Consider the following 26,245-nt stretch of genomic DNA (forward strand, 5'->3'; position numbering starts at 1 on the left):
CCCACCGCGTCCCCCACCGCGGCGCCCACTGCGTCCCCCACGGCGGCCCCCACTGTTGCCCGCACCGGGGTCCCCACCGCGCCGGCCCCGCAGCACCGCACCACGCTCGCCCGGCCCGCGGCGCCGGCTTCGCAATTCCCCGCTCCCGCGCCGCAGCACGTCGATCCGGCGAACAAGCAGCTTTGGCGCACCATCTGGGCGGACGCCATGGCCGAGGTGGCCGCCGAATTCACCGCCGGACTGGACAGCCTGCCGCCCGCCGAGCGCGCTGACGAGTTGGTCCGCATCCAGTCACTGACCGAGGCCGCCCGATTGCTGTCCGCCGGCCCCCAGGCGGGTCCATTGCCCACTTTCGCCGACATCCTCGGCCTCGCCGATGGCCAGCCAAGCGGCCCGGGCTGAGTTCGGCCGGGCCTGGCGCTGACCGCCGCATCGCCGCGGCCGGGCCTGCACTGTCGCATCGTCGCGGCAACTCAGGCTGGCCCGCCACCCCCGCCTCCACATCCGTATGGATGGATCGGCGGGACGGGCCGCGAGCCCGCTGCTATACGACCCCCACCATGGATACCATCGTCGCCAACACGATCGACCTGCTGGTCGCCGCCATCCTCGTCGCCCTGGTCGCCCGCCGGCTTCGGCTGCCCTACACCGTCGGCCTCGTCATCGCCGGGATCGGCCTGGCGCTGACCCAGGCCGGCGTCAACGTCGTCCTGACGCACGAGTTCATCCTCGACGTCATCCTGCCGCCACTGCTGTTCGAGGCGGCGATCAACATCCGCTGGCCGGACCTGCGCCGCGACGCGCTGCCGGTGCTGACGCTGGCGATCCCCGGCACGCTGATCGCCGCCGCCGTCGTCTCGACGGGGATCGTGCTGGTCCTGCACTGGCCGCTGCGCTCCGCCCTGCTGTTCGGCGTGCTGATCGCCGCCACCGACCCGGTCGCCGTCATCGCCATGTTCAAGGACAACCACACCGAGGGCCGGTTGCGGCTGCTGGTCGAAAGCGAGAGCCTGTTCAACGACGGCGTCGCGGCGGTGCTGTTCACCCTGGCCACCGGCGGCATGCAACTCATGGGCGCCACGGCGCCGACCTGGATGGAAGCCGGCAAGACCCTGCTGCTGACCGCCGGCGGCGGCATCGCCATCGGCCTGATCTGCGCCGGCGCCGCCCTGCTGCTGGTCGGCCGCACCACCGACCGCATGGTCGAAAGCACGCTGACCACGGTGGCCGCCTACGGCTCGTTCCTGCTGGCCGATCGGCTGCATGCCTCCGGGGTGCTGTCGACCGTCGCGGCCGGGCTGGTCGTCGGCACGGTGGCGGTACTGCGCGACGACGAGCGCAGCCGCATGACGCAGCGCGGCCGCGAGTTCGTGCTGGCGCTGTGGGAGTTCATCGCCTTCATCGCCAATTCCCTGGTGTTCCTGATGATCGGCGTGACCGTGGCCGGCCTGTCGTTCGCCCGGCCCGGTCTCACCGCCTGCGCCATCATCGTCGGCCTGGTGCTGCTGGGCCGGGCGCTGACCGTCTATCCGCTGTGCCTGCTGTTCTACCGCTCGCGCTGGAAGGTGCCGGCGTGGTCGCAGCACGTGCTGTGGTGGGGCGGGCTGCGCGGCGCGCTCGGCCTGGCGCTGGCGCTGTCGCTGCCGCCGGACATGGCATTCCGCAACGAGATCCTGGTTTCGACCTTCGCCGTGGTGGTGTTCTCGGTGATCGTGCAGGGACTGACGATGCCGTTCCTGCTGCGGCGGGCGGCGTGAGGCAGGAGGCGGGGCGAGGCCGTCGTTGCTCCCCCTCATGGCCGGGCGTGTCCCTACGGCATGCACAAATCTCGGAAACGATTTGCCGCAGCCCCGCCCAGCTCACCCCGTCATGGCGGCCGTAGGGCCGCCATCCACGCCATTCTACGGTCTCGGCGCCGACAGGCGTGGATGCCGGCTCTGCGCCCGTCACGACGAGATCGAAACGACCGTCGCCACTTTAACGCCCATGCCGGCTCGCTCTGGCCATGACGATGGAGGAACGCTCTCGGCGCCCAGGCAAGCACTTGATTTTACGGTCATTTCCGACTCGTTTCCAGGATGTGTGCATTGCGTAGGGACACGCCCGGCCATGACGGTGAGGCAACGGCCGCGCGAACCGCATTTTCATAGGAGAGCCCGCTACACCCGCCGCAGATCCAGCGTCCGCGGATGCTCGCGCGACGGCTGCACCGCCGGTTCCGCCATCAGTCCCGCCCGATGCCCGAACGCGAAGAACCGCGCCCGCCGCCGCGCTTCCGCCTCGTTGGCGTTCACCGGGAAGGTCTCGTAGCTGCGCCCGCCGGGATGCGAGACGTTGTAGGTCAGCCCGCCCAGGCTGCGGCCGTTCCAGCGGTCGTAGACGTCGAAGGTCAGCGGCGCGTGCGGCCCGACGGTCGGGTGCAGCGCGCTCGGCGGGTTCCACGCCTTGAACCGCACGCCGCCGACATACTCGCCGACACGATCCGTCCGGCTCAGCGGCACCGCCGCGCCGTTGCAGGCCAGGACATAGCGTTCGTCCACCCAGCCGGAAACCCGCGCCTGCACCCGCTCGACCGAGCTGTCCACATACCGCGCCGTGCCGCCGGACACCTGCTCCTCGCCCAGCACGTGCCACGGCTCCAGCGCGTTGCGCACCTCCAGCTGCATGCCGCGCACGTCGACCGTGCCGACATAGGGGAAGCGGAATGCGATGTGCGGCGCGAACCAGTCCAGCTCCAGCGGGAACCCGAGGCCGCCCAGTTCCTCCAGCGCGTCGCAGAAGTCCTGCTCGACGAAGTGCGGCAGCATGAAGTCGTCGTGGATGCGGGTGCCCCAGTGGATCAGCCGCCGCTCGTACGGCCGTTCCCAGAACGCGGCGATGGCCGAGCGCACCAGCAGCGCCTGCGCCGCCGACATGTGGGCGTGTGGCGGCATCTCAAACGCCCGGCACTCCACCAGGCCGCGGCGGCCCGAGGCGCTGTCCGGGGTGTACATCTTGTCGATGCAGAACTCGGTCCGGTGGGTGTTGCCCGTCATGTCCGCCAGGATGTTGCGGAACAGCCGGTCGGTGATCCACGGCGCCACCGGCTGCTTCGCCTTGACGTGGGAGAAGGCGATCTCCAGCTCGGCGATCGTGTCCTGCCGCGCCTCGTCCAGCCGCGGATGCTGGCTGGTCGGCCCGATGAACTGGCCGCTGAACAGGTAGGACAGGCTGGGGTGGTTGTGCCAGAAGCCGACCACCGACTTCAGCAGATCGGGGCGGCGGAGGAACGGCGAGTCCTCGGCCCGCGCTCCGCCCATCACCACGTGGTTGCCGCCGCCGGTGCCGACATGCCGGCCGTCGAGGTTGAACTTCTCGGTCGCCAGCCCGACGATCCGGGCTTCCTCGTACAGCTCCTCGGTCAGCTTCACCTGCTCGGCCCAAGAGGCGGTCGGGTGGTGGTTGACCTCGATCACGCCCGGGTCGGGGGTGACGGAGAAGGTCTGGATGCGGTCGTCCTCCGGCGGCTGGTAGCCTTCCAGCACCACCTTGCGGCCGGTTTCGGCGGCGGTGTCCTCGATCGCGGCCACCAGCGCCAGCCAGTCCTCCACCGCGAACAGCGGCGGCAGGAAGACGTGCAGCGTGCCGTCGCGGGATTCGACCGTCAGCGCGGTCCGCACCACGCCGGGGTCGCCTTGGCCAACCACCGGGATCGGCTGCGGCATGGGGCGGAAGTTCTCGATGCCGCCGTTGCCCACCGGCCCCTGCCGCCTGAACGCCTGCCGGCGGGGCAGGGGCGTCTGCGGCGCGAACGGGTCCGGCGGCAGGTCGACATCGACATCATCCGGATGCGCCCAGGGCAGGCTGTCCAGCGGCAGGCGCAGGCCGAGCGGGCTGTCGCCAGGGATCAGGAACATCTCGCCCGAGCGGAAGAACCACCGCCCCGACTGCCAGCGGCGGGCACCGCCATCGATCACCCGCTGCAGCGGCAGCACGCTGCCGACGCTGCTCGCCAGCCCCTGCTGGAACACCTTGACCATGCGGGCGCGTTCCAGAGGGTCGCGCAGCCGGTTGTCCTCGGCCACCACGTTGCCGGGCAGCTGCCGTTCCTTCCACAGGTAGTAGTAGATGTCCTCGTGCGCAGGGATTACCAGCGACGGATCGACCTGCAGCCGTTCCGCCAGGCTTGCCGCGAAGGAAGCGGCCTCCCGCGCCGTGGCATTGTCGCGATCATCATCGGAGGCGAGCAGGGCGTGGTCGGTCCAGATCGCCTCGCCGTCCTTGCGCCAGTGACAGTGCAGCGCCCAGCGCGGCAACTGCTCGCCGGGGTAGTGCTTGCCCATCGCCCGGGTCAGCACCGCGCCGGGCGACCAGCGGTTCATCAGCCGCCGGATCAGCCGTCCGGCATAGGCGCGCTTGGTCGGCCCCAGCGCCTCGGTGTTCCACTCCGGCGCGTCCATGTCGTTCGCGGCGATGAAGGTCGGCTCGCCGCCCATGGTCAGCCGCACGTCCCCGCGGCGCAGGGCGTGATCCACCGTCGCCCCCTGCGCCAGGATCGCCTGCCACTGCGCCTCGGTGTAGGGACGGGTGGTGCGGGGCGTCTCCTTGATGCGGGTGACCGACATGGCGAAGTCGAATGTCACCTCCGCCTTCTCCACCAGCCCGGTGATCGGCGCGGCGGAGATCGGGTCGGGGCTGGCGGCGAGCGGGATATGGCCCTCGCCGCAGAACAGGCCGGAGGTCGCGTCCAGGCCAACCCAGCCGGCGCCGGGAAGATAGACTTCGGCCCAGGCATGCAGGTCGGTGAAGTCGGCCGATGGGCCGGGCGGCCCCTCCAGCGGCTTCACGTCGGGAGCAAGCTGGATCAGGTAGCCGGAGACGAACCGCGCCGCGAAGCCCAGGTGCCGCAGTACCTGCACCATCAGCCAGGCGGAGTCGCGGCACGAGCCCTTGCCCAGGGTCAGCGTCTCCTCCGGCGTATAGACGCCCGGCTCCAGCCGCACGATGTAGGCCACCAACTGCTGGACCTGCTGGTTCAGCCCGACCAGCTTGTCGACCGTCCGCTCCGCCTCGCGCGGTATGGCGGCCAGCAGCTCGGCCAGCTTCGGGCCGGCTTGTTCCACCGTGCGGAACGGGGCCAGTTCCTGGTCGAGGATCGAGTCGTAGCTGAACGGGAAGGTCTCGGCGTCCGGCTCCAGGAAGAAGTCGAACGGGTTGATCGTCACCATGTCGGCGACGAGATCGACCGTGACCTCGAAGCGGTCCACCTTCTCGGGGAACACCACGCGGGCGAGGTGGTTGCCCTGCGGGTCCTGCATCCAGTTCAGGAAGTGGGGCCTGGGCTCGACGGTCAGGTCGTAGGACAGGATGGCGGTGCGGGCCTGCGGCGCCGGCCGCAGCCGGATGGTCTGCGGGCCGAGGGCGACAAACCGGTCATAGTGGTACGAGGTCTTGTGCGTCAGGGCGACGTGCAGCGGCATGCGGAGACTCAGGGCAGGGAGGGGAACCGCGATGTTGCATTGCACCAGGGGGCGAGGCAACCGGCATTTGACGTATGGCAGAGGATCGGTCCCGGGCGCAACGCCCAGGAAGCGCCGCGGCCGTTCTCCCACCGTCATGGCCGGGACACGCCCTACCGAATGCACATAAGTTGGAAACGGCGACCGTCCTCCCCATTGGTATTGCTTTTCGTGCCAACCCGGCAGGACCAGGTTGATAGGGAGCAGACGGCCATTCTGACCAGTCTGGGATATTTCGGCGATGACCGTTTGGAAAAAGGGGGAGCCTTCCTGCTTGGGCGGCTGCTGAACAACCGGGCCGTGACGCCCGGGGAGATGGTGGCGACGGCGCGGGCGGATCTGCTGGGGCGCGTGGCCGGGCGGCACGTCCTGGCGATCCAGGACACCACCAGCCTGCGCGACGACGGCGACAAGCAAAGCCTGAACCTGCCTCCGACCATCGCGGTGGATGCGACCGACGGCGCGCTGCTGGCTGCCGGTGCGGCCGCGGTGAGCATGGTCGAGGATCGCGAGGCGGACTTCTATCAGGCTTTCGCCTGCCGCCCTGAGCGGGTTGATGTCGTGGCGCGGGTGCACCACAACCGCAATCTGCTCGATGGCAGCAAGCTGTATGACGCCTGCCGGACGCCGCCCGAGTTGGGCCGCATCCAGTTGGATCGGCCGGCCACGCCCAGGCGCAAGGCACGCACCGCCACGGTTGCGGTGCGCGCCTGTGTGGTGACGATCAAGCGCCCCAGGCGCAACTGCGCCGCCGAGGCGGCCAAACTGCCGCCGACGCTGAGCCTGACCTACGTCGAGACCTGCGAGGCAAGACCGAACGGCAGAACAACCCGCATCCGTCCGGCTCGCTGGCCCATGCCGCCTGGATCTGCGCCCGGCTTGGCGGATGGACCGGATATGGTGGCAAGCCGGGGCCGATCGTACTTGTCCGGGGCCTCGTGCGGCGCCAGACCATGCTCGAAGGCGTCAAACGGTGCGCACCTGTGTGCGTCCCGTAGGGCGTGTCCCGGCCATGACGGTGAGGCAACGGCCGGGCACGACCCCCGCCCCTGTGCAGGCCACCGCCGATTCGACCCGCCTCAATCCCGCTGCGGTTCGCCGTCGCGGTCGATCGCCAGCGCCCGGCCATCCCGCAGGATCGCCTGCGCGGCGTCGGTGAACGTGCCATCCGGCCGGTGCAGCACCAGGCCCGGCATCAGCCGCATCGGCGTGCGCCCCCGCCGGATGCCGCGCAGCAGCACCAGCCTGGCCGGCCGTCCGGACTTCGGCCACAGCGGGAAGATTGTCGTGCACGGCGTATGACAATCCGTCATGGCGGCGAGACAGGCCGGCGCCATGCCAGCCGGCAGGATCAGCGTCAGGCTGCCGCGGTCGCGCAGGCTGCGGCCGAGGCGATCGACCCAGCCCCGGATCAGCGCCTCGGACCCGCGCTTCGCCGCCTCGCGCCGTGCATCCGGCGAGCTGGAACCGTCCGGCGCATGATAGGGCGGGTTTGCCAGCGCGTGGTCGAACGGCCCGTCCAGGGCCACGGTCTCGATCCGCCCGCCAGCGATTCGCACGTCGGCGAACCCGTTGGCCCGGGCGTTCGCCGCCGCCAGTTCCGCCAGGCCGGCGTCCGCCTCGACGCCGACGGCCTGGATCGCCGGCACCCGGGCGGCAAGGCAGAGCAGGGCGGCGCCGGCGCCGGTGCCGGCCTCCAGCACGCGCTCCCGTGGCCGCGCCGGCACGCTGGCGGCCAGCAGCACCGGTTCGATCCCGCTGCGGAACCCGCTCGCCGGCTGGGCATAGCGCACCCGGCCGCCGAGCAGATGCCCCTCGGTCGTCGGCGGCTCCGCCGCGGCGGTCGTCGGCGGCTCCGCCGCGGCGGTCGTCGTCGGCTCCGCCGCGCTCACAACTCGCCGGCGTCGCGCAGCACCGCGCAGGCGCGGTCGAAATCGTCCGACTCGACCATCAGCCGCCGCGGAATCGCGCCGGCGCTGCCTTCGGCGATGCTGGTGTGGGTATCGAGCACGATGGCCTCGATCCCGGCGTCGGCCAGCAAGGCGGTCAGGAACGAAAGCTGGACCAGGTTGTTGGATGTCAGGACCACACGCATCCCGTGATGGTGGTCCGGCTGGTACCATTTCGCAACAGGGGGGGCAAACCGGCGACCCGCCCGGCGCCGCGCCGCAGTCGCCAGAGCGGCGGAAGACCGCGCGAAAATACCGGCTCTCATTCAAAACGGGCGGCCCTTCGGCCATTCCGTGTCACCGCGGTGACTCTCCATTGCACCGTCATGCTGGCTTGACCCTGTTTGACGACGACCGATATGAAGGGCCGGCCTTCAGCCAAAAGCGGGAGAACCAGTTGGGCGGCCTCGCCAGTCCTGTTGAATACGGTGTGCCACTCGTGTCCGTTTCCCCTGTGGACGTGAACGAGGACGCGCTGTCCAGCCTCGTCCGCCTGGTCCAGGCCGATCTCGAGGCGTGCAACGACGTCATCGTCGCGCGCATGGACAGCCCGGTCGCGCTGATCCCGCAGCTTGCCGCGCATATCGTCGCGGCCGGCGGCAAGCGCCTGCGTCCGCTGCTGACGCTGGCCTCGGCGCGGCTGTGCGGCTACCCGGGCAGCGACGGCGGCACGCGCCACGTCGACCTCGCCGCCTGCGTCGAGTTCATCCACACCGCCACCCTGCTGCACGACGACGTCGTCGACGAAAGCCGGTTGCGCCGCGGCCTGGCCTCGGCCAACGCGATTTTCGGCAACAAGGCGTCGGTGCTCGTCGGCGACTTCCTGTTCGCCCGCTCGTTCCGGCTGATGGTGGACGACGGCTCGCTGCGCGTGCTGGCGATCCTGTCGAACGCGTCGGCGACCATCGCCGAGGGCGAGGTTCTGCAGCTGGTCACCCAGAACGACCTGTCCACCACCGAGGGCCGCTACCTGGAAGTCATCCAGGGCAAAACCGCCGCCCTGTTCGCCGCCGCCTGTCAGATCGGCGCCGTCGTGGCCAATCGGCCGGAGCGCGAGGAGCAGGCGCTGGCGGACTACGGGATGAAGCTGGGCATCGCGTTCCAGCTGGTGGACGACGCGCTGGACTACGTTGCCGACGAGGCGACGCTGGGCAAGACCATCGGCGACGACTTCCGCGAGGGCAAGATCACCCTGCCGGTGCTGACCGCGTTCCTGGCCGGCGACGAAGCGGAGAAAGCATTCTGGCGGCGCACCGTCGAGTCGCTGGAACAGACCGACGCGGACCTGGACCACGCCATGCAGCTCATCGCCCGGCACGGCGCGATCAAGGCCACCCTGGACCGTGCCCATCGCTTCGTGCAGGAAGCCAAGGACGCCCTGCTGGTGTTCCCCGACAGCCCGATCCGCCGGGCGCTGGAACGGGTCGCCGACTACTCGGTGCACCGGGCGCGCTGAGGCTGGACGGCTTGGCGCCTCCGGCGGTGGCCGCAGGTTTTGACTGGCGGTGAGGCGCCCTCACCGTCAGTCCTCGCCAGCGCCGTCCCGCTTCGGGACTTGAGCGTGAATGGCCACGTCGAGACAGGATTCGGGAAAGGCCATTTGCGGTTCTGGGGAGCAGGGCAAGGCGCTGAAGGGGTTAAGCTGTTTCAGCTATTGCAGATAATTCAGTTGTGGCGCATAAGCTTGCGCCAGGTTGGGAGCATGACGCGATGGTTACGTTTGTCCGAAGCGAGGAGGACGTGGCCGCCATCCGCCGGTTGCATCGCTTGGTGTCGAACGCGCGTAGAGAGAGCTCCAGCGACGACCTGAGGGTTCGTTTGTCCCTGGCGGGGGGCGAGGCGGACCTGCCGCAACCCCTTACCGAGGTTCTTGTCAAGGCTGTCGAGTTGATGGGCGCTGGCCAGGGCGTGGAGATCGTTTCCCCTGCGCAGGAGGTGAGCGCCCAGGAGGCCGCAGCGCTCCTGAACGTGTCGCGCCCCTACGTGATGAACCTCATTCGCAAGGGCATTCTGCCCCACCGGATGGTTGGCGCCCACCACCGTATCCCGCTATGTGATCTCATGGTCTACAAGCACGAGCAGGAGCCCAGGCGCGCAGCCGCGCTTGCGAACCTGATCGGCGAGACGGAGGAGCTTGGCCGCGGCTGATTGACGACCTGGACGATGGTATCGGAAGGCTCACCGTGCCGCACGACAACAGGCACCAATAAATCGTAACTTTTGGCTTGCCGTCCGAAATCTGTCGATATTATTTTAAACCCGTTAACGTGACGCGCGGCGCCAGTTAACTTGGCGCCACGGCAGCGGCTCCGGTTTCGGACAACCTGGCTGCGGGACAACCCAAGTTGAAGGGACAACCCACCGCACGAGATCGCCCCGCCATAAGGCGTTTTCGCAATGTCCGATTCCCAGTCTGCTTCTGTGTCCCAGAAAGATTCGTCCGTTCCTCCCGCGCCGACGCTCCTTGCAGGCCAAACACAGCCGGAACCAGATATCGAGACCGCCGCCCTCGATGCAAACGTCGTGCTCAGAAATGGGCTGCGGGATTTCCTATTGTCCGTAGCCTCCGCCGGAGCCTGGTTGCCCGTCTGGTCGGACGCGATCCACGGCGAATGGGTGCGCAACCGGGCCGAAGTATGCGGCGACCCCCAGTCCGTCCTCGACTACCCCAGGAACCAGATGGAGGATGCGTTCCCAGGTTCCAACATGCCACCGGACCCGGATGTCCTGCGAGACGTGCTCTCGCTTTGCGCCAGCGACGCCGAGCGCAAGGACGCTCACGTGGTGATGACGGCCATCGTGGCCGAGGCATCCACGATTGTCACGTTCAACGACCGTGACTTCCCCGGACGCATCCTGTCCTGTTACGGTCTCCGCGCGGAGAGGCCGGATGTGTTCTGCGAGCGCATCTTTCCGGCGCGTGCCGCACAATTCGTGGCGGGGGCCAGGGAGCAGCGGGCTCGGCTGAAGAAACCGGCACGCGACCCGGATGACTATCTCCGGCACCTAAGAGATGCCTTGGCGATGCCCAGGACGGCCAGCCTCCTCGCGCCTTACCGGAATGAGATCTGAAAGGCGTCGCCGCTGCAAGCACGCCCCTATCGGGCGCGGGGGAGACGTGGCACAGGCAGTGCTTGTCCGTCAGTCTCCCTCACCCTGAATCGCGATCGCAAGAGCCGTGGCGAAACGCATGAAACAGCGGGGCAAGCCCGCGCCTCGGAACACACCGCCGGTTCACCGCGGCCGAACGCCGCTGCGGCTGCCGGAAACCGCGGCGGTCCAGGTCATCGGCACCGACGCGGATGGCGACCCGCTCGCCCGTCCGGTGGACTGGGACCGCAACGCCGGCCCGCCGCCGCTGATCCGCATGCTTCCGGAAAAGCCCGGCTCGGCCGCCCTCGCGCCGGGGGAGCGCGTGCTGGCGCGGCTGCGGCCGGCCGGACCTGGCCGCTACGAAGGCCGCACCCTGCGCCGCGTCGCCGAGACCCCCGGCCACATCCTGGGCATCTTCCGCCACCGCCGCCCGGAAAACCGCATCGTCCCAACCGATCGCCGCTACAAGGCCGAGTGGGTCGTGCCGCGCGGCCAGGAAGCCGGCGCCGAACCGGATGAGATCGTCCTGGGCGAACCCATCGCCGGCCACCAGCACCTCGGCCTGAAGCCGGCCCGGGTGGTGGAGCGGCTGGGCCGGCTGGGCGACGCCCGCTCGATCAGCCTGATCGCCATCCACACCCACGACATCCCACAGGTCTTCTCCGACGCGGCGCTGGAGGAAGCGCGGCGCGCCCGCGCGGTCCGCATGAGCGGCAGCCGCACTGACCTGCGCGACCTGACGCTGGTCACCATCGACGGTGCCGACGCCCGCGACTTCGACGATGCGGTGTATGCCGAGCCGCACCCGGACCTGCCGGGCGGCTTCCGCCTCGTCGTCGCCATTGCCGACGTGGCGCACTACGTCCGGCCGGGCGCGGCGCTCGACCAGGCCGCCCGCCAGCGCGGCAACAGCGTGTATTTCCCCGACCGCGTCGTGCCGATGCTGCCCGAGGCGCTGTCGAACGGCTGGTGCAGCCTGCGCCCGAACGAGGACCGCGGCTGCCTGTTCGTCGAGATGCACATCGACCGCGACGGCCGCAAGATCGGCCACCGCTTCGGCCGCGGCCTGATGCGCAGCGCCGCCCGGCTGACCTACGAGGAGGTCCAGCAGGCGTACGACGGCCACGATGACAGCGACGTGCCGCTGGTGCATCTGTACGGCGCCTTCCATGCCCTGCTGGCGGCACGGCAGGCGCGCGGCACGCTCGACCTCGACCTGCCCGAGCGCAAGGTGGTGCTGGACGACCAGGGCCACGTCGCCAGCGTCGCGCCGCGCCCGCGCCTGGGCAGCCACCGGCTGATCGAGGAATTCATGGTGCTGGCCAATGTCGCCGCCGCCGAGGAACTGGAACGGCTGCGCCAGCCTTGCCTGTACCGCATCCACGCGCCGCCGAGCGAGGAAAAGCTCGAGTCGCTGCGTGACTTCCTGGCAACACTCGGCGTCTCTTTGCCGCCAGGCAACCAGGTGCATCCGCGCGACCTGGATCGCGTGCTGCGGCGGTTCGCCGATACGCCGGAAGCGCAGGTGGTCAACGAGGTGATGTTGCGCAGCCAGTCGCAGGCCGCCTACAGCCCGGACAACATTGGTCATTTCGGCCTTGCCCTGACGCGCTACGCGCATTTCACCAGCCCGATCCGCCGCTACGCCGACTTGCTGGTGCACCGGGCGCTGATCCGGGGGCTGAAACTGGGGCGGGACGGCCTGGCTGCCGAGGAAATCGCGGCGTTTCCGGAAACCGCCGAGCACATAACGGAAACCGAGCGGCGGGCGCAGTTGGCCGAGCGGGACGCCATCGACCGCTACCTGTCCGCCTTCATGTCTGATAAAATCGGCAGCCGTTTCGCCGCGCGCATATCTGGTGTAACTCGTTTCGGGCTTTTCGTGACCGTTACAGAGACCGGCGCAAGCGGTATCGTGCCGTTCGCAACCTTGCCGGACGATTTTTGGCAATATGATGAGCGGGAGCAGACATTGACCGGCCGCCGCACGCACCAGGTGTTCCGCCTGGCGCAGGACGTCGAAGTGATGCTGTCGGAGGCCAACCCGGTGACCGGTGGCCTGGTCTTCCACGTGCTGGCCGATCGGCCCGCCACGCGCCGGGCGGAAACCAGGGCAGGAAGGCCGCACAAGGGAAGACGGTCCCGCGACTCGTGATCCGGATCAGTGTCCTGCTGCTGCTGCTCCTGTTCGGACGGGCGCAGGCCGAGCCGCTGTCGGATGCCGGACTCGACCAGGAGCGGCTGATCGCCGTGTATGGCGAGGCACTGTCCTTCATCGCGCCCCGCATCCTGGAACCGGTGCCGCTCGGCGACCTGACGGTCTGGGGCCTGCAGAGCCTGTCCGCGCTCGACCCGGTGCTCCGCATCGGCGCCGCGGACGGGCGGCTGCGGCTGTTCCGCAACGGCGACGTGGTGCTGGAGACGCCGGTGCCGACGGACCAGGCGCCGGTGGCCTGGGCCCGGACCGCGGCCGACGTGACGGAGATCGGCTACAAGCTGTCGCCGCTGCTGCGCCGGGTCGGCACGCAGGGCGTGATCCAGAGCTTCTTCGACGCGATGTTCAGCGGGCTCGATCCCTACTCGCGCTACGTGCCGCCGATGGAGGCGAGCCAGGAACGCGCCCGGCGGGCGGGCCAGGCGAATGTCGGCCTGACCGTGGGGCTGCGCGGCTCGCAGATCGAGGTGCGGACCGTGGTGCGGGACAGCCCGGCCGCGATCATCGGCATCCGGCCGGGCGACATCCTGTGGGCGATCGACGGACAGCGGACGCGGGACCAGGATCCGGTGACCATCGCCGCCATGCTGGCCGGCGCGGACGGCTCGGTGGTGACGCTGTCGTGGCGCGGGCGCGATGGCCGGATCCGCAATGCCCAGGTTGGCCGGGTGATGGTGGCGCCCGAGACGGTGTTCGCGCATCGCGCCGCCGGCATGCTGGTGCTGCGGATCACCGGCTTCAGCAACACCACGGCCTCACACCTGGCGATGTCGGTGCAGGACGCGTTGGCCGCGCGGCATCCGGTCGCCGGCATCGTGCTGGACCTGCGCGACAACCGCGGCGGGCTGCTGCGCCAGGCGGTGACCGCGGCGGATACGTTCCTGCCGGCGGGCGTCATCGCGGTCACCACCGGCCGGGACCCGGACGCCAACCATATCTGGCGCTCGGCCGAAGGCGAGCTGGCCGAGAACGTGCCGGTGGTTGTCCTGGTCGACGGCCATACCGCAAGCTCGGCCGAGATCCTCGCCGCGGCGCTGGCGGACCGGGGGCGCGCGGTGGTGGTGGGCAGCGCGACCGTCGGCAAGGGCCTGGTGCAGACGATCGATCCGCTGCCGGATGGCGGCGACCTGTTCGTGACCTGGAGCCAGGTGCTGGCGCCGCTGGGCTGGCCGCTCCAGGGCCTGGGCGTGATGCCGCAGGTCTGCACCAGCCGCGGGCCGGAGGCCCTGAACCGGCAACTCGACAGCCTGGCCGAGGGAATCCAGCCGATGGCGCCCGTGATCCGGCGGGAGCGCGCGGCGCGGGTGCCGGTGCCGGCGGCCGATGTGCTGGAGATCCGCGCGGCCTGTCCCGCGGCCGAGGGACGCGCCGCTGACGTGGCGGCGGCGCGGGCACTGATCGCCAACCCGGCGGCGTATGCAGCGGCGTTGCTTCCACCGATGTCGAACCGATAAAGCGATTTTGAGGCGGCGCCTCGACGATGACGTGATCACGCTTGGTTACGGGCTGTATCGCCAGATCGTGATCGTCTGCCACACGTTTGAAGCGCATAGTAAGGCGTTCACTCGCTGGTGACGTCTGAAGCACCAGCCGGACAGAACAAAAAGGGCACATCCATGATTTGGGGAGATAGTCCGGACTCGACGCTGCATGCCTGCCTCTACGAGATCGAGTGTGGGCTGTTCTGCGTGACCTACCGGTCCGGCGCGTCCGCCTCCGACCTGCACCGGTTGCCGATCTACCAGCCAGCCAGCAGCCAGCTCGTTGCGCGGCAGCGGCTGGAGCAATGCGCCCGGAGGCTTGGCTATCACACCGTCGTCTGGGAAGGCATCGACGCGCCACCGCCGGATGGGCTACCGGACCTGGATCGGAGAACGCCGTTCTGGGGCGCATTGCCGGCATCGGTTTCGCTGGCGGCCCGGCGGCAGGAACGGGCCATGGCGAAGGCGCCGAGGATCCACACGCCGGCCATCTGACCGGCCCGCGGAACGCCGGCCGGCTGTCTCGGGCCTGGGCGTCGAAGCGGGGGCGGCTGTTGCTTCTTCATTAAAGCGAGGGGGCGGCAAGGTCGTGCCGGGGGCGTCCGTACGGCGGGCCCAAAAGTCCCTCCCCAAAAGTCCCTCAGGGGGACAACCGCGTCATTGGGGACAGGGCACCGTCCTGTCCTGTCACGGTGCAGCCCGTGTCCGCAGCGGTTATCGGCGAGCGGGTCCAAGGCACGAACCGCTTTGGGCAGGCCCGGCGTCAGTTCAGGTCCACCGCATGCCGCGTCAGGTCCGCCAGCCGGCAATGGCGCAAGGCCCCTTCCTCGGTCGCGCGCAGCACCACCCGGGGCGCCGCACCGGCCTCCAGCGCCTCCTGCCAGCGCGGCGCGCACAGGCACCAGCGGTCGCCCGGCTGCAGGCCGGCGAAGCCGAACTCCGGCCGCGGCGTCGACAGGTCGTTGCCGCGCGAGCGGCTGAACGCCAGGAACTCGGCCGTCATCACCGCGCACACCGTATGGCTGCCGATGTCCTCGGGCCCGGTCTCGCAGCAGCCGTTGCGGAAGAACCCGGTCAGCGGACGGTTGGAGCAGACCGCCATCGTTCCCCCCAGCACGTTGCGCGACGGGCGCCGGCCCGGACGGCCGCCGGTTTCATCAAACGGCATGCGGATCCCTCCTTCGGTTACGACTTTGTTTACCAATCCCGGCGACAATGGCGCCATGAGCAAGCGCACACAATCCACCACCATGGCGATCGCCAACACCTTCGCGTTCTCGGGCATCGAGGCGGTGCCGGTGGAGGTGCAGGTGCAGATCGCTCCCGGCCAGCCGGCCCTGGCCCTCGTCGGCCTGCCGGACAAGGCGGTGGGCGAGGCGCGCGAGCGGGTGCGCGCCGCCTTCGCCGCCATGAGCCTGTCGCTGCCGCTGAAGCGGGTGCTGGTCAACCTGAAGCCGGCGGACATCCTGAAGGAAGGCAGCCACTACGACCTGCCGCTGGCGCTCGGCCTGCTGGCGGCGATGGAGGTGCTGCCGCGCGATGAGATCGCCGGCTACGCCGCGCTGGGCGAACTGTCGCTGGACGGCTCGCTGAACCCGGTCGCCGGCGTGCTGCCCGCCGCCATCGGCGCCTCGGCGCAGGAGCTTGGCCTGATCTGCCCGGCCGGGCAGGGCGGCGAGGCGGCCTGGGCGGGACGGATCGAGGTGCTGGCGCCGCGCGACCTGATCAGCCTGATCAACCACTTCCGCGGCACCCAGGTGCTGACCCCGCCGCAGCTGGCCGGCGTGGCCGAGGGGCGGCCCTGCCCGGACATGCGCGACGTGAAGGGCATGGAAACAGCCCGCCGCGCGCTGGAGATCGCCGCCGCCGGCGGCCATAACCTGCTGCTTGTCGGGCCGCCCGGCGCCGGCAAGTCGATGTTGGCGGCGCGGCTGCCGGGCCTGCTGCCCGACCTCGATCCAGGTTGCGCGCTGGAGGTCAGCATGATCCACAGCGTCGCCGGGCTGCTGGATGGCGGGCGGCTGGTAATGCGGCCGCCGTTCCGCGAACCGCATCACTCGGCCTCGCAGGCGGCGCTGAGCGGCGGCGGGCACCGCGCCCGGCCCGGCGAGGTCAGCCTGGCGCATCGTGGCGTGCTGTTCCTGGATGAACTGCCGGAGTTCCCCCGCCAGGCGCTGGAATCGCTGCGCCAGCCGATGGAGACGGGGCGGACGACGGTCTCGCGCGCGGCGGCGCACGTGACGTATCCGGCGCGCTTCCAGTTGGTCGCGGCGATGAACCCGTGCCGCTGCGGCTACCTGGGCGACGGCGGGCGGGAATGCGGGCGGGCGCCGCGCTGTGGCGAGGACTACCAGAACCGGGTCAGCGGCCCGGTGCTGGACCGGATCGACCTCGCGGTCGATGTGCAGCCGGCCACGGCGGCGGAGTTGTCACATGCGCCGCCGGGGGAACCGACGGCACCGATCGCCGCCCGGGTCGCGAAGGCCCGGCAGATCCAGGCCGAGCGGTTCGGCGCCGACGGGCCGCTGTGCAATGCCGAGGCCGATCCGCACACGATTCGCCTGGCGCCGGACGCGCAGAAGCTGCTGGAGCAGGCGATGGACAAGCTGCGCCTGTCGCCGCGCGGCTTCACCCGCACGATGCGGGTGGGACGAACCATTGCCGATCTGGCCGGGGCGGACGTGGTGGGGCGAGTTCACATCGCCGAGGCGCTGGCGTTCCGGCACCGGATGCCGGGGCGGTAGCGGCATGCAGGCCAAGCGATAGTCCCACCGCCGATCGGCCAATCCTGATGTCCCCATGTCGGGAACGGGCCGCCCATGGTCTCCAGCGATGGTTTTCATGCATGACGGGCTTCACAAACCGTCTTCGCGCCACTATGCTGTCATTGCAGCGGATGACAGCACGATGGAACCTCACCCATGGCGACCCTGACCGTTCGGAATCTTGACGACGATATCGTGCGTCGCCTCCGCATCCGCGCCGCGGAGCATGGCCGTTCCGCCGAGGCAGAGCATCGCGCCATCCTCCAGTCCGTCCTGGTTTGCAACGACCCGGCAACGGCCCGCAAGCAGATCATTGAACGCCTGGCCGAGTTCCGGCGCCGCACCGCCGGGCGCGGGTCGCCGTCCGCAGCGGATCAGCTCCGGGAGTCACGTCATATGCGCTTGGCGGCGCTGGCCGGGACGGTCGACGAGACCTGACGTGGCGCTCGTCGCCGACGCCTCGGTCGGCCTGAAATGGGTGCTTCAGGAACCCGACAGCCATCTGGCGGAGGCGCTGCTTGCGGCCGAACCGGACCTTCTCGTCCCGGACTTCTGGCTTGGCGAAGCAACCAATGTGCTCTGGCTACAGGTGCGCCGCCAACGCCTGACGCCAGACGAAGCCAGGAACGGGCTGGCCCTGTTGCGCGCCGTCGTCGAACCGGTGAACACGGCCGGCATGAACCTGCACGAGATCGCTCTGGATATCGGCCTCGCGGTCAACCATTCGACCTACGACACCCTCTATATCGCCTTTGCCATCGCGATGGGAGCCACGTCCGTCGTCGTGTCGGACGCCCCGTTCGCCCGGGCGATGCGGACCCATCCCGATCTTGCCGCCATGGTCGTCCCGCTGGATGCCTGGGCACGCTCACAGCTGGTCGATTGACGGGCCACAGCCGCTTATTTTCACCAAACCTTCCCGCGGCAGCGCTTGCCGTTCGATACGGCACTGTTTAAGCTCCGCCGCATCATGCGAATCATTCGCAACTGAGGAGCGGGTCCCGCCATGGCGCAGGCAAGTCCGATTGGCCGCCGATGTGAACGTGCCGTCATCACCGCCTACAGCGAGCTGCGGCAGATCGGCACCGACGACCTGTCCGCCTTCCAGGCCTGCACCGCGCTGTATCGCATCCATCATCCGGAAGCCTCCCTGAGTGAAGCCCGCCGCCTGGTCGCCGAGTGGATCGACCATCACCTGGTGCGCCATGACAGCGGGATGACCGACGGCTGCGCCTGCGAGTAGAGAGCCGGGCGGCTGCCCGGGCCTGGCGTGCTGGAGAGAGGCTCGTTGCCGGCTTTGGAGGCAGTGGGGGTTGGAAGGGCAGGGGGTGGCAGGCGTGGGTGCGTCCCCGCCGGGGGCAGCGGGGATTGATGGCGCATTTCTGTTCACACAGAGGAAAAGGGAGGGGATTGGAGGGCCGCAGGGGATCAGGGGGATATCGCACGACCCGGTGCGGATGCGGTCGTCGCAGGTATCTGGTAGGTTCGGTCGTGGCGGCGCCGGCGCAACGTGCTGCCGTCTTCCTCGGTGGCTGCCACGTGGACAGGGCTTCCGGTTCGGTCCGGCAGGTCCGATCGCGAGCATTGGCTTTTGCCAGGTTGTTCGCCATCCGATGATCCTGACGGGTCATGCGCCGCCGGGCGCCGGTCACGACGGGTGGCAGGCGATGATGCGGTACAGCGCGGCGAAGCCCGACTGGCGCAGCTTGAGGAACCGTGCCGCCGGCAGCGGCGGCACCGTGTCGGCGCCGGTCAGCAGAACGTAGTCGAAGCCGCAGACGTCGGCCGCGGCGGCTTGGTCGCGGTCCGGCAGGTTGCCGACGCGCAGGGCCAGCGCGCGGTACGGCTCCCGCGTTCGCAGCGGCTGCTGCGAGGCGTTGTCGAACTCGAACGGCCACCACGCCCGCCGCTCGATCAGCGCCAGGGCGCCCAGGTGGGCATCGGTGCGGGTGCCGTCGGACAGAACGCGCCAGCGCGGGGCGGCGGCCCGGGCCTTGGGTGCCGCCTGGATGCCGGCGGCGGCGACGTACACCGCCTCACCGGGCCGCACCGGCGCCAGGACATAGCGGATGTCGGCGATATCGGCCTGGTGCGCCGCCCACGCCGTGGTCAGCAGCGCCATGCGCACCACGAACAGCCCGGCCAGCCCCGCCGCCACCACCGAGCCGAGCCAGCGCGGCCAGCGCGCGGGCACGAAACCGGCGAACAGCATGACATCCAGCATGACGGCCAGCCGGGTATCGAGATGGAAGGTGCCCTTCCACGCGGACGGCGCCGCCAGGAACGCGATCGCCAGCAGGATCATGGGGACGGCCGCCAACGGCGGTATCCGTCCCCGGCGCAGCGCGAGGCCCAGCACGGGCAGCCCGATGGCGGCCGCGGCGGTCAGGTAATCCAGCGCCGGAGCATAGTTGCTGAAGACATCGGCAAGCTGGAACAGCTTCTCCGCCGGCGGCCCGAACACCGCGTCGCCGCCGAGCTCGTGCAGGTCGGAGATCGCATACAGCACGGCGGGTGCGGCGAGGACCAGCAGCAGCACGCCCCCGCGCCGCACTGTCTGCTGCAGCGGGCGCGGCGCTTGCTGCACCCGCACCAGCTCCGCGCCGCCGATCAGGGCGGCGAAGAACACCAGGCCCATCAGGTGGCAGGCGAACAGGACAGGCGCCCCGACAACCGCCATGACGATCGTCGCTGCCGGAAACCGCTCCCGCCAGCGCAGCCAGGCCGCGGCCAGCAGCAGCGCGAGGCCGAGGGCGAACGCGAAGTTCAGGAACCCGTACAGCACGCAGTTGAAGTACGCCAGCAATCCGACGCCCAGCGGCCACCATCGCCCGCCCAGCGCCGTGCCGTAGGCGACCGTTCCCAGCACCGGCAGCAGCACGCAGGCGGCGATCATCAGCCGCCCGGCGAGATAGACCGGCACGACCCGCATCAGCGGCGGCGCCACCACGTCGAGCGCCAGGTTGGGGATCACCGACCAGTGCGGGGCATAGAACCGCGCCAGGTCCGCGTCTCCCGGCAGGGACGCCAGCACGAACCAGCGGGCGAGGTGGTTGGGATAATCCGCCAGGGGCGGAACGTCGCAGACCGCCAGCGGCGCCAGCAGGACGAGGCACAACCCGGCCATCGCCGCCCACCACGGCAGCGCCCGGTTCTCCGCCCGCGCGCGCGTCATGGCGGGCGGAACGGCGCCGGACGCGGGGATCGACAAGCCAGCCTTCACCATACGCATCCTGTCCGGCGAGAAGCGATTCGACCGGCGCCTTCCCGGCGAGGCGCCGGGGCGGATATCGGGCACAAAACAATGCCTGTAAAGTAACGGGCCCGCCGTCTCCGCCCGGCCGGCGGCGGCGTTTCCTCCCGCGGCGGATCTGCTACGCTCCGGCGATGGAACTCCCGGCTGAATTTTCCCTGATCGCCCGCCACTTCCGTCCGCTCGCCGGGCCTGGCGCGCTGGACCTGCGGGACGACGCGGCGCTGCTGACGCCGCCGCCGGGGCGCGACCTGGTGCTGACGGTGGACGCGATGGTGGGCGGCGTGCACTTCCTGCCAGACGACCCGCCTGACCTGGTTGGCCGCAAGCTGCTGCGGGTGAACCTGTCCGACCTGGCCGCCAAGGGCGCGGCGCCCATCGGCTACCTGATGACAGTCGCCGCGCCGAAGGGGACGCCCGATTCCTGGTTCGCCGGCTTCGCCGCCGGCCTGGCGCAGGACCAGGCGCAGTATGACGTCACGCTGCTGGGCGGGGACACCACCTCGACGCCGGGGCCGCTATCACTGTCGCTGACGATCATCGGCCATGTCGCGGCCGGCGCGGCGGTCCGCCGCAACGGCGCGCGGGCCGGCGACGACATCTGGGTCACCGGCACCATCGGCGACGGCGCGCTGGGCCTTCAGGTGGCGCTCGGCCGGCTGGCAGACCCCAGCGGCTTCCTGCTGGACCGCTACCGCCTGCCGCAGCCGCGGGTAGGCCTGCCGCTGGCGGGCATCGCCTCGGCCGGCATGGACGTGTCGGACGGGCTGGTGCAGGACCTTGGGCATATCTGCAATGCGAGCGGCATCGGCGCCGAGATCCGGGCCGAGGCGGTGCCGCTGTCGGACGCGGCGCGAGCAGCGGGTCCGGCCTGGCTGGAAACCTGCCTGACCGGCGGCGACGATTACGAACTGCTGCTGGGCGTGCCGCAGGATCGAGCCGACGCGCTGCTGGCGGCGGCGGCGCAGGCCGGGGTTGCCGTGACGCGCATCGGACGGTTTTTGTCCGGATCGCCCGAGGTCGTGGTGCGCCAGGCCGGCGGCACGCCTCTTACGTTGGCGAAGGGGGGCTGGAGCCACTTTTAGAACGCCATGGCGGTAAATCCGGCAGCGCTCGAGGGAAGGAAGACTGTCTTACCCCGGGAGGCCTCCTCGCCTCTCTGGAAACGGAGAAGGTGGTCAGCGATGGCCTCCGACGGGCTTGGAGGAGTCAGCCGAGGCCATAGTACTCCAGACCATCGGGGGAAGGGCCGAATCCGACAAGCAAGGAGCTGTTCGAGACGCTGCATGGACGCGATGAAGCAGCAAAGGCGATATTGCACCACACGGGTTGCGTGCGCAGCCGGCGTGGGACGTGCCGCGCCACGGCATCACAGGCGAGAGCGGAACCCTGGTGTCCGAGGAGCATGAGCGTTGTGGCACGCAGACCGAGCACGAGCCCTGGCGCCTTCGGGCATGGCAACTTGTCGGAAACCGCCGCGGTATACGTGACCCGTGTGCCAAGTGGTGTGAGAAGGCGGCTCTGCGGGGGCCTCCCTGCTCAATTCAACGGCGGCTGGCCGGGACACGCCCCATGCGTATCAGGATAGGGCGGCGGCTGGAGAAGGATTTGGTGCCCGGTCCGTTGCCTCACCGGCATGGCCGGGGGTGTCCCGGCCATCCACCCCCTGCCGTTGAAGCGCAGATGGCCGGGACATGCCCTACGGGATGCACACATCCTGGAAACGAGTCGGAAATGACCGTAAAATCAAGTGCTTGCCTGGGCGCCAAGAGCGTTCCACCATCGTCATGGCCCGGCTTGTCCGGGCCACCTATTCCAGCACTTGTGCCGCGACAGGTGGCCCGGACAAGCCGGGCCATGACGAAAGAGAAACGCAGCGGCGGACCGTTTCCGAGATGTGTGCATCCCGTAGGGACATGCCCGGCCATGACGGTGAGGCAGTACCGCCGCTACCGCCGCCTGGACCCCGCCATCAGCGTGTTGCTCGGCAGCGTCTTGTCCAGCACCTTCTGCGCCTGCTCCGCGCCCGTCACCGGCAGGCCCCTTGGATCCAGCAGGCCGATCTGCACCAGCACCGAGGCCTGGTCCCAGTAGATATGCTCGTGCACCAGCTTGTCGCCCTGGAACTGCACGATGGCAATCATCGGGATGCTGACCGCCCGTCCCGTCGGCGCGATGCCGGGCAGCATCCAGTCAACCTCGCTGGTATGCGTGAAGCTGACGATGAACTCATCCACCAGCCGATCGGCGCCGACTGTGCGGCTGACCGGGTGCAAGGCGAAATCCGGCGGATTCACGCCGATGAAATGATTGCTGTAGAACCGCCGCAGATCAGCCTGGCCGACCCCGCCGGTCATCGTCGGGATGTGGTTGACATAGGGCTGCTCGACCATCGTTGCCATGGTGGCATTGACGTCGCGCGTCTCGAACTCGTAACGGCAATGCGCCTCCCACAGGGCGACGAGATCGTGGTCCGCCATGCATCCTGCCTTTCGTCTGTCGTTACGCCGGCCGTGACGATCCGCCCAGGATCCGGCCCAGCACGCCGGCGAGGTCGCCGGCCTCTGGCGGCTGGCTGGGCACCTGGCCTTGCGGCGTCAGGTGGTCGATGACTTGCGGCAGGCCCTGGGCAAGCAGGTTCTGCAGCACCTCCGGCGTGATGCCGAACTGCTGGGCCCACTCCATGATCTGCTGCATCGAGAAGACCGAGCCGACCTGCTGGGGCGAAACCGGCGCGTTGGGACCGGTGCCGATCCAGGACTGCACGTGGTCGCCGAGGCCGGCGTTCTGGAATTTCGCGATGATGGCCGGGATGCCCTGCTGGTCGCCCTCGCGCACCGAGAGCACCTGTTGCAGGATGGTGTTGAGGACCGATGCCTGTCCCTGCTGCTGCCCGCCGCCGAGGACGCCTTGCAGGATCTGGCCGAAAAATCCGCTCATGTGTGTCTGTCCCCCGAAGCTGATCGTTGCGTCAGTAGCGCGGGCCGGCCGGGCCGCCGGCATTGGCGCGGCGGCCGATATACCACCGGTAGATGGCAAGAATGATGATGGCGCCAACGACCGAGCCGATGAACCGCGCGCCCTGGTTCGGCCCGTACCAGCCGATGGCGCGGCCGAGGAACGTTGCGACCTCGGACCCGGCGATGCCGAGCAGGATGGTGATGATGATGCCGCCCGGATCCTTGCCGGGCATGATGAACTTGGCAACCGCTCCGACAATGAAGCCGATGATCAGGGCCCAGATGAAAGTCATGCCGGCGTGCCTCCTGTCCTGGTCCGGCTGCGCGGCCGGTGATTGATCGGCAGTCCTGGCGGGAGCATGGCGGCAGGGCAGCGGCGGTCCAGAGTAATTGGTGGTGTGTCACGGGCAATTTATCGGGTGTGGCGGCCAGTCCGTTGCCTTATCGTCATGGATAAGGGTGTCTCCATGACTATCAGGAAGGCGACGGCTGGAGAAAGGTTTGGCGCCGCGGTCGTTCTCTCACCGTCATGGCCGGGCGTGTCCCGGCCATCCACCCTCGCCGTCGAACCGCAGATGGCCGGGACACGCCCGGCCATGACGATATAGAGACGACCTCGCTCCGCCACCCTCGCAGCTGCCCTCACGCCTCGTGCGCCAGCCGCAGCCCCGGCCCGTCCCACTCCATCGCCACAAGCTGCCCTGTCCCGGACAGCGTCATGTACGCCGTCCGCAGGTCCGGCCCGCCGAAGCAGATATTGGTGCAGAACATGTCCGGCATCGCCACCTGTCGCAGCAGCCCGCCCGCCGGCGCCACCACGCTGACCGAGCCGTTGATCAGCGTGGCCACGCAGACATTCCCCGCCGCATCCACCGCCAGGCTGTCAAAGCGCTGGTAGCCGCCCAGGCCCACCATCAGCCGCCCGCCATGCGGCGAGGGGAACGGCGCCTTGCCCAGCACGCCCGGCGCCAGCACGTCCCACGCCCACAGCCGCCCGGTCTCGGTTTCGGCCACGTAAAGCGTCTTCCCATCCGGCGACAGGCCGATGCCGTTCGGCGTCAGGATCGGGTGCACCACCTCGGTGATGTGCGAGCCGTCCGCCAGCGCGTAGTACACCCCGCCCCAGTCGCGATCGCGCGCCCGCGCCTTGCCCAGGTCGGTGAAGTAGAAGCCGCCGTGCCGGTCGAACACGATGTCGTTGGGGCCGAGCAGCCGGTTGCCGCCGCAGCGGTCGTACAGCACCGTCACCTTGCCGGTGGCCGGATCGACCCGCTCGATCCGGCCACCGGTGTAGTCCGCCGGCACGCCGGCCGGGCGCAGCAGGTTCATCTCCAGCCGCCACTGGAAGCCGCCGTTGTTGCAGAGGTAGAACGCGCCGTCAGGGCCGATCGCCAGGCCGTTCGGGCCGCCGCCGGTGTGGGCGACGACCTCGGTGCGGCCGTCGGGGTGGACGCGGGTCAGGGTCTGGCGCTCGATTTCCACCAGGACGACGGAGCCGTCCTTCATGGCCACGGGGCCTTCGGGAAAGCGCAGGCCGGTGGCGATGACGCGTATGTCGCTCATGGTGTTTCCTCGGTTGTTTGCCGGCAGGATAGAGCCGGAGGCGGGGGCGTAAACCCTTTGTTCATTTTTCCCGGTCATACCGCGGCGGATGTTGTCGCTCCGTCTGGCAAGCCGACCGGATACCCGGGTGCTGACCGCCGCTTCCCTGCTGCTGGCGGCGGCGTTCGGCGGCGGGCTGGTGATGCCGCTGCTGTTCTGGGCGGGGCTGGTCGCCGCGACCATGGCCGGCATCCTGTTTCTGGCCTACCGGCACGTCGCCGGCTTTTGCGTCGCCTGGCTGCTGGCCGCCGGCATGACGTTGGAGATGACCATCTACGATATCGGCGGGGACGCGATGTTCCAGCTTACCATCGCGGTGGTGAAAGCAATCGGCATCGTCCTCGCGCTGCTGTGCGCGCTGCGCTACGGAGCGCGGTTCGACGGGCTCAACCCGGCCTGGGCCTACCTGGCGATGCTGATCACCGGACTGGCGCACGGGCTGTTTCCCGGGCTGACCGCGGGCGCCAGCCTGCGGTCGTGCATCGGCTCGGTGGCGCCGTTCGCGTTCTGCTTCTGCCGCCCGCCGCGCGCGTGGCGCGACGCGATCATCCGCGCGACGGCATGGTGCCCGGTGGCGGCCGTCACCGCCTGCATGCCGCTGGCGGCGGCGGGTCTGCGGCCGCTGTTCGTGGACAGCGGCGGGATGCGCCTGACCGGGCTGGGCCATCCGGCGTTCCTGGCGGGAGTCTCCCTCTGGGCGATCTATGCCTGCCTGGTGCTGTTGTACCGCCACGGACGGCCCGGCCACCTGGGCCTGCTGGTGGCCAACTTCGTCATCCTGCTGCTGACCGGGGCGCGGGCGCCGCTGGCCTATGCGGTGGCGGTCACCGGATTGAGCCTGGTGTCCATCCGCTCCACCGTGTTTCCCCCCCGCTGGCGGCTGCTGCTTTGCCTGACGGGCGCGGCGGTGGTGCTGGCGCTGCTGCCGTTCGCGGCCGACATGACCGGCATCCGGCTGTTCAACGTGCTGACCAATGCGGCGGGCAACCTGAGCGGGCGCGCGCTGCTGTGGCCGCCGTTCGAGGACGCCGCGGCGCAGTCGCCCTGGGTGGGCTGGGGCCTCGGCGCCGGCAACGCGATCATCCCGCCGCACGGGGCGATCGCCCAGTTGCTGCATACGTGGGCGGCGCACAACGAGTATCTCCGCATCGAGGTCGAAGGCGGCCAGCTTGGCCGCGCCACGCTGATCGGCCTGTTCGCGGCCTGGGTGCTGGTCCGAACGGCCGGCCTGTGCCCCTCGGACCGCCGGATCATGCGACTCGCCTTCCTGGCCTTCGCCGGCCATGCCGCCACTGACAATATCCTGATCTCGACCCCCGCCTGCGTGTTCTTCGCCTTCACCGCCGCGGTGTTCGCCGACGCCGGCCGGGCGGCGCCGCGATTGGCCTTGAACGCGCCGCCGCAGGTAGCGTAGGGGATTCGCGCCATC

22 protein-coding genes and 1 pseudogene are annotated in these 26,245 nt (G+C 69.6%); 14 read left to right on the forward strand and 9 right to left on the reverse strand.

Going from position 1 to position 26,245, the window contains the following annotated elements; genetic code table 11:
* Together CCS01_RS34540 and CCS01_RS02420 are read left to right on the forward strand one after the other, a co-directional pair.
* Positions 1–402: pseudogene (locus CCS01_RS34540) on the forward strand (hypothetical protein); the annotation flags it as partial.
* Positions 403–560: 158 nt separating this feature from the next.
* Entirely contained in the window at positions 561–1,757 is a 1,197-nt protein-coding gene (locus tag CCS01_RS02420; RefSeq protein ID WP_104517237.1) for a cation:proton antiporter, read from the forward strand.
* A gap of 402 nt (positions 1,758–2,159) precedes the next feature.
* On the opposite strand, the gene CCS01_RS02425 is transcribed toward CCS01_RS02420, so the two are convergent.
* The 3 genes from CCS01_RS02425 to CCS01_RS02435 form a co-directional block, all read right to left on the reverse strand.
* Positions 2,160–5,459 carry a transglutaminase family protein gene (locus tag CCS01_RS02425; RefSeq protein ID WP_104517238.1) on the reverse strand — a complete coding sequence of 1,100 codons (3,300 nt, stop codon included), beginning with the start codon at positions 5,457–5,459 and terminating at the stop codon, positions 2,160–2,162.
* Positions 5,460–6,577: 1,118 nt separating this feature from the next.
* A complete protein-coding gene (locus CCS01_RS02430) occupies positions 6,578–7,390 on the reverse strand; it encodes a tRNA1(Val) (adenine(37)-N6)-methyltransferase (protein ID WP_104517239.1) in 813 nt (270 codons plus the stop codon).
* Positions 7,387–7,593, reverse strand: coding sequence for a putative signal transducing protein (locus CCS01_RS02435; RefSeq protein ID WP_104517240.1), 207 nt, complete (start codon positions 7,591–7,593; stop codon positions 7,387–7,389). The genes CCS01_RS02430 and CCS01_RS02435 overlap by 4 nt, the downstream gene beginning before the upstream one ends.
* A 293-nt stretch (positions 7,594–7,886) precedes the next feature.
* Between CCS01_RS02435 and CCS01_RS02440 the strand changes: the two genes are divergently transcribed.
* The 6 genes from CCS01_RS02440 (at position 7,887) to CCS01_RS02465 (ending at position 14,731) form a co-directional block, all read left to right on the forward strand.
* Positions 7,887–8,903 (forward strand): polyprenyl synthetase family protein, encoded by a 1,017-nt coding sequence (locus tag CCS01_RS02440; RefSeq protein WP_408887470.1) that lies wholly within the window; start codon positions 7,887–7,889, stop codon positions 8,901–8,903.
* Between the two features lie 254 nt (positions 8,904–9,157).
* On the forward strand, positions 9,158–9,595 hold the full coding sequence (locus tag CCS01_RS02445; RefSeq protein WP_104517241.1) for a helix-turn-helix domain-containing protein: 438 nt from the start codon (positions 9,158–9,160) through the stop codon (positions 9,593–9,595).
* Positions 9,596–9,844: 249 nt separating this feature from the next.
* Positions 9,845–10,519, forward strand: a complete 675-nt coding sequence (locus CCS01_RS02450) for a PIN domain-containing protein (RefSeq protein ID WP_104517242.1) — start codon at positions 9,845–9,847, stop codon at positions 10,517–10,519.
* Positions 10,520–10,637: 118 nt separating this feature from the next.
* A complete protein-coding gene (gene rnr / locus CCS01_RS02455; RefSeq protein ID WP_104517243.1) occupies positions 10,638–12,695 on the forward strand; it encodes a ribonuclease R in 2,058 nt (685 codons plus the stop codon).
* Positions 12,692–14,209, forward strand: a complete 1,518-nt coding sequence (locus CCS01_RS02460; protein WP_104517244.1) for a S41 family peptidase — start codon at positions 12,692–12,694, stop codon at positions 14,207–14,209. Before rnr ends, CCS01_RS02460 begins: the two co-directional genes overlap by 4 nt.
* Positions 14,210–14,371: 162 nt before the next feature.
* Positions 14,372–14,731 carry a hypothetical protein gene (locus CCS01_RS02465; RefSeq protein WP_104517245.1) on the forward strand — a complete coding sequence of 120 codons (360 nt, stop codon included), beginning with the start codon at positions 14,372–14,374 and terminating at the stop codon, positions 14,729–14,731.
* A 268-nt stretch (positions 14,732–14,999) separates the two neighbouring features.
* Here the strand turns inward: CCS01_RS02465 and CCS01_RS02470 are convergent, their stop codons facing one another.
* On the reverse strand, positions 15,000–15,404 hold the full coding sequence (locus CCS01_RS02470) for a DUF2237 family protein (RefSeq protein WP_104517246.1): 405 nt from the start codon (positions 15,402–15,404) through the stop codon (positions 15,000–15,002).
* A gap of 55 nt (positions 15,405–15,459) precedes the next feature.
* On the opposite strand from CCS01_RS02470, the gene CCS01_RS02475 reads away from it, so the two are divergent.
* The 4 genes from CCS01_RS02475 to CCS01_RS02490 all read left to right on the forward strand — a co-directional run bounded on the left by CCS01_RS02475 (position 15,460) and on the right by CCS01_RS02490 (position 18,244).
* Entirely contained in the window at positions 15,460–16,980 is a 1,521-nt protein-coding gene (locus tag CCS01_RS02475) for a YifB family Mg chelatase-like AAA ATPase (RefSeq protein WP_408887471.1), read from the forward strand.
* A 177-nt stretch (positions 16,981–17,157) separates the two neighbouring features.
* Positions 17,158–17,439: a FitA-like ribbon-helix-helix domain-containing protein gene (locus tag CCS01_RS02480; protein WP_104517247.1), complete on the forward strand. Its 282-nt coding sequence runs from the start codon at positions 17,158–17,160 to the stop codon at positions 17,437–17,439.
* A gap of 1 nt (position 17,440) precedes the next feature.
* On the forward strand, positions 17,441–17,887 hold the full coding sequence (locus CCS01_RS02485; protein WP_104517248.1) for a type II toxin-antitoxin system VapC family toxin: 447 nt from the start codon (positions 17,441–17,443) through the stop codon (positions 17,885–17,887).
* A gap of 120 nt (positions 17,888–18,007) precedes the next feature.
* On the forward strand, positions 18,008–18,244 hold the full coding sequence (locus CCS01_RS02490) for a hypothetical protein (protein ID WP_104517249.1): 237 nt from the start codon (positions 18,008–18,010) through the stop codon (positions 18,242–18,244).
* Positions 18,245–18,649: 405 nt separating this feature from the next.
* Here CCS01_RS02490 and CCS01_RS02495 read toward each other — a convergent pair whose 3' ends face one another.
* Positions 18,650–20,227 (reverse strand): hypothetical protein, encoded by a 1,578-nt coding sequence (locus CCS01_RS02495; protein WP_104517250.1) that lies wholly within the window; start codon positions 20,225–20,227, stop codon positions 18,650–18,652.
* Between the two features lie 161 nt (positions 20,228–20,388).
* On the opposite strand from CCS01_RS02495, the gene thiL reads away from it, so the two are divergent.
* Positions 20,389–21,339, forward strand: coding sequence for a thiamine-phosphate kinase (gene thiL / locus CCS01_RS02500; RefSeq protein ID WP_104517251.1), 951 nt, complete (start codon positions 20,389–20,391; stop codon positions 21,337–21,339).
* Positions 21,340–22,203: 864 nt separating this feature from the next.
* On the opposite strand, the gene CCS01_RS02505 is transcribed toward thiL, so the two are convergent.
* From CCS01_RS02505 to CCS01_RS02520, 4 genes are all read right to left on the reverse strand, one after another.
* A complete protein-coding gene (locus tag CCS01_RS02505; RefSeq protein ID WP_104517252.1) occupies positions 22,204–22,734 on the reverse strand; it encodes an ester cyclase in 531 nt (176 codons plus the stop codon).
* A gap of 22 nt (positions 22,735–22,756) precedes the next feature.
* On the reverse strand, positions 22,757–23,257 hold the full coding sequence (locus tag CCS01_RS02510; RefSeq protein ID WP_104517253.1) for a YidB family protein: 501 nt from the start codon (positions 23,255–23,257) through the stop codon (positions 22,757–22,759).
* A complete protein-coding gene (locus tag CCS01_RS02515; protein ID WP_104517254.1) occupies positions 23,226–23,507 on the reverse strand; it encodes a GlsB/YeaQ/YmgE family stress response membrane protein in 282 nt (93 codons plus the stop codon). The genes CCS01_RS02510 and CCS01_RS02515 overlap by 32 nt, the downstream gene beginning before the upstream one ends.
* A gap of 349 nt (positions 23,508–23,856) precedes the next feature.
* Positions 23,857–24,777 (reverse strand): SMP-30/gluconolactonase/LRE family protein, encoded by a 921-nt coding sequence (locus tag CCS01_RS02520; RefSeq protein WP_104517255.1) that lies wholly within the window; start codon positions 24,775–24,777, stop codon positions 23,857–23,859.
* 127 nt (positions 24,778–24,904) lie between these two features.
* Between CCS01_RS02520 and CCS01_RS02525 the strand changes: the two genes are divergently transcribed.
* A complete protein-coding gene (locus tag CCS01_RS02525) occupies positions 24,905–26,230 on the forward strand; it encodes an O-antigen ligase family protein (protein WP_158258193.1) in 1,326 nt (441 codons plus the stop codon).
* Positions 26,231–26,245 lie beyond the last annotated feature (15 nt).

It is taken from the genome of Rhodopila globiformis, from assembly GCF_002937115.1.
In the GTDB taxonomy this organism is placed as follows: domain Bacteria; phylum Pseudomonadota; class Alphaproteobacteria; order Acetobacterales; family Acetobacteraceae; genus Rhodopila; species Rhodopila globiformis.

Coding starts and splice junctions, on each gene's coding strand:
- CCS01_RS02420 (WP_104517237.1), top strand. CDS start 561: ATGGATACCATCGTCGCCAACACGATCGACCTGCTGGTCGCCGCCATC.
- CCS01_RS02425 (WP_104517238.1), bottom strand. CDS start 5,459: ATGCCGCTGCACGTCGCCCTGACGCACAAGACCTCGTACCACTATGAC.
- CCS01_RS02435 (WP_104517240.1), bottom strand. CDS start 7,593: ATGCGTGTGGTCCTGACATCCAACAACCTGGTCCAGCTTTCGTTCCTG.
- CCS01_RS02445 (WP_104517241.1), top strand. CDS start 9,158: ATGGTTACGTTTGTCCGAAGCGAGGAGGACGTGGCCGCCATCCGCCGG.
- CCS01_RS02450 (WP_104517242.1), top strand. CDS start 9,845: ATGTCCGATTCCCAGTCTGCTTCTGTGTCCCAGAAAGATTCGTCCGTT.
- rnr (WP_104517243.1), top strand. CDS start 10,638: ATGAAACAGCGGGGCAAGCCCGCGCCTCGGAACACACCGCCGGTTCAC.
- CCS01_RS02465 (WP_104517245.1), top strand. CDS start 14,372: ATGATTTGGGGAGATAGTCCGGACTCGACGCTGCATGCCTGCCTCTAC.
- CCS01_RS02470 (WP_104517246.1), bottom strand. CDS start 15,404: ATGCCGTTTGATGAAACCGGCGGCCGTCCGGGCCGGCGCCCGTCGCGC.
- CCS01_RS02475 (WP_408887471.1), top strand. CDS start 15,460: ATGAGCAAGCGCACACAATCCACCACCATGGCGATCGCCAACACCTTC.
- CCS01_RS02480 (WP_104517247.1), top strand. CDS start 17,158: ATGGCGACCCTGACCGTTCGGAATCTTGACGACGATATCGTGCGTCGC.
- CCS01_RS02490 (WP_104517249.1), top strand. CDS start 18,008: ATGGCGCAGGCAAGTCCGATTGGCCGCCGATGTGAACGTGCCGTCATC.
- CCS01_RS02495 (WP_104517250.1), bottom strand. CDS start 20,227: ATGGTGAAGGCTGGCTTGTCGATCCCCGCGTCCGGCGCCGTTCCGCCC.
- thiL (WP_104517251.1), top strand. CDS start 20,389: ATGGAACTCCCGGCTGAATTTTCCCTGATCGCCCGCCACTTCCGTCCG.
- CCS01_RS02505 (WP_104517252.1), bottom strand. CDS start 22,734: ATGGCGGACCACGATCTCGTCGCCCTGTGGGAGGCGCATTGCCGTTAC.
- CCS01_RS02510 (WP_104517253.1), bottom strand. CDS start 23,257: ATGCCGGCGGCCCGGCCGGCCCGCGCTACTGACGCAACGATCAGCTTC.
- CCS01_RS02515 (WP_104517254.1), bottom strand. CDS start 23,507: ATGACTTTCATCTGGGCCCTGATCATCGGCTTCATTGTCGGAGCGGTT.
- CCS01_RS02520 (WP_104517255.1), bottom strand. CDS start 24,777: ATGAGCGACATACGCGTCATCGCCACCGGCCTGCGCTTTCCCGAAGGC.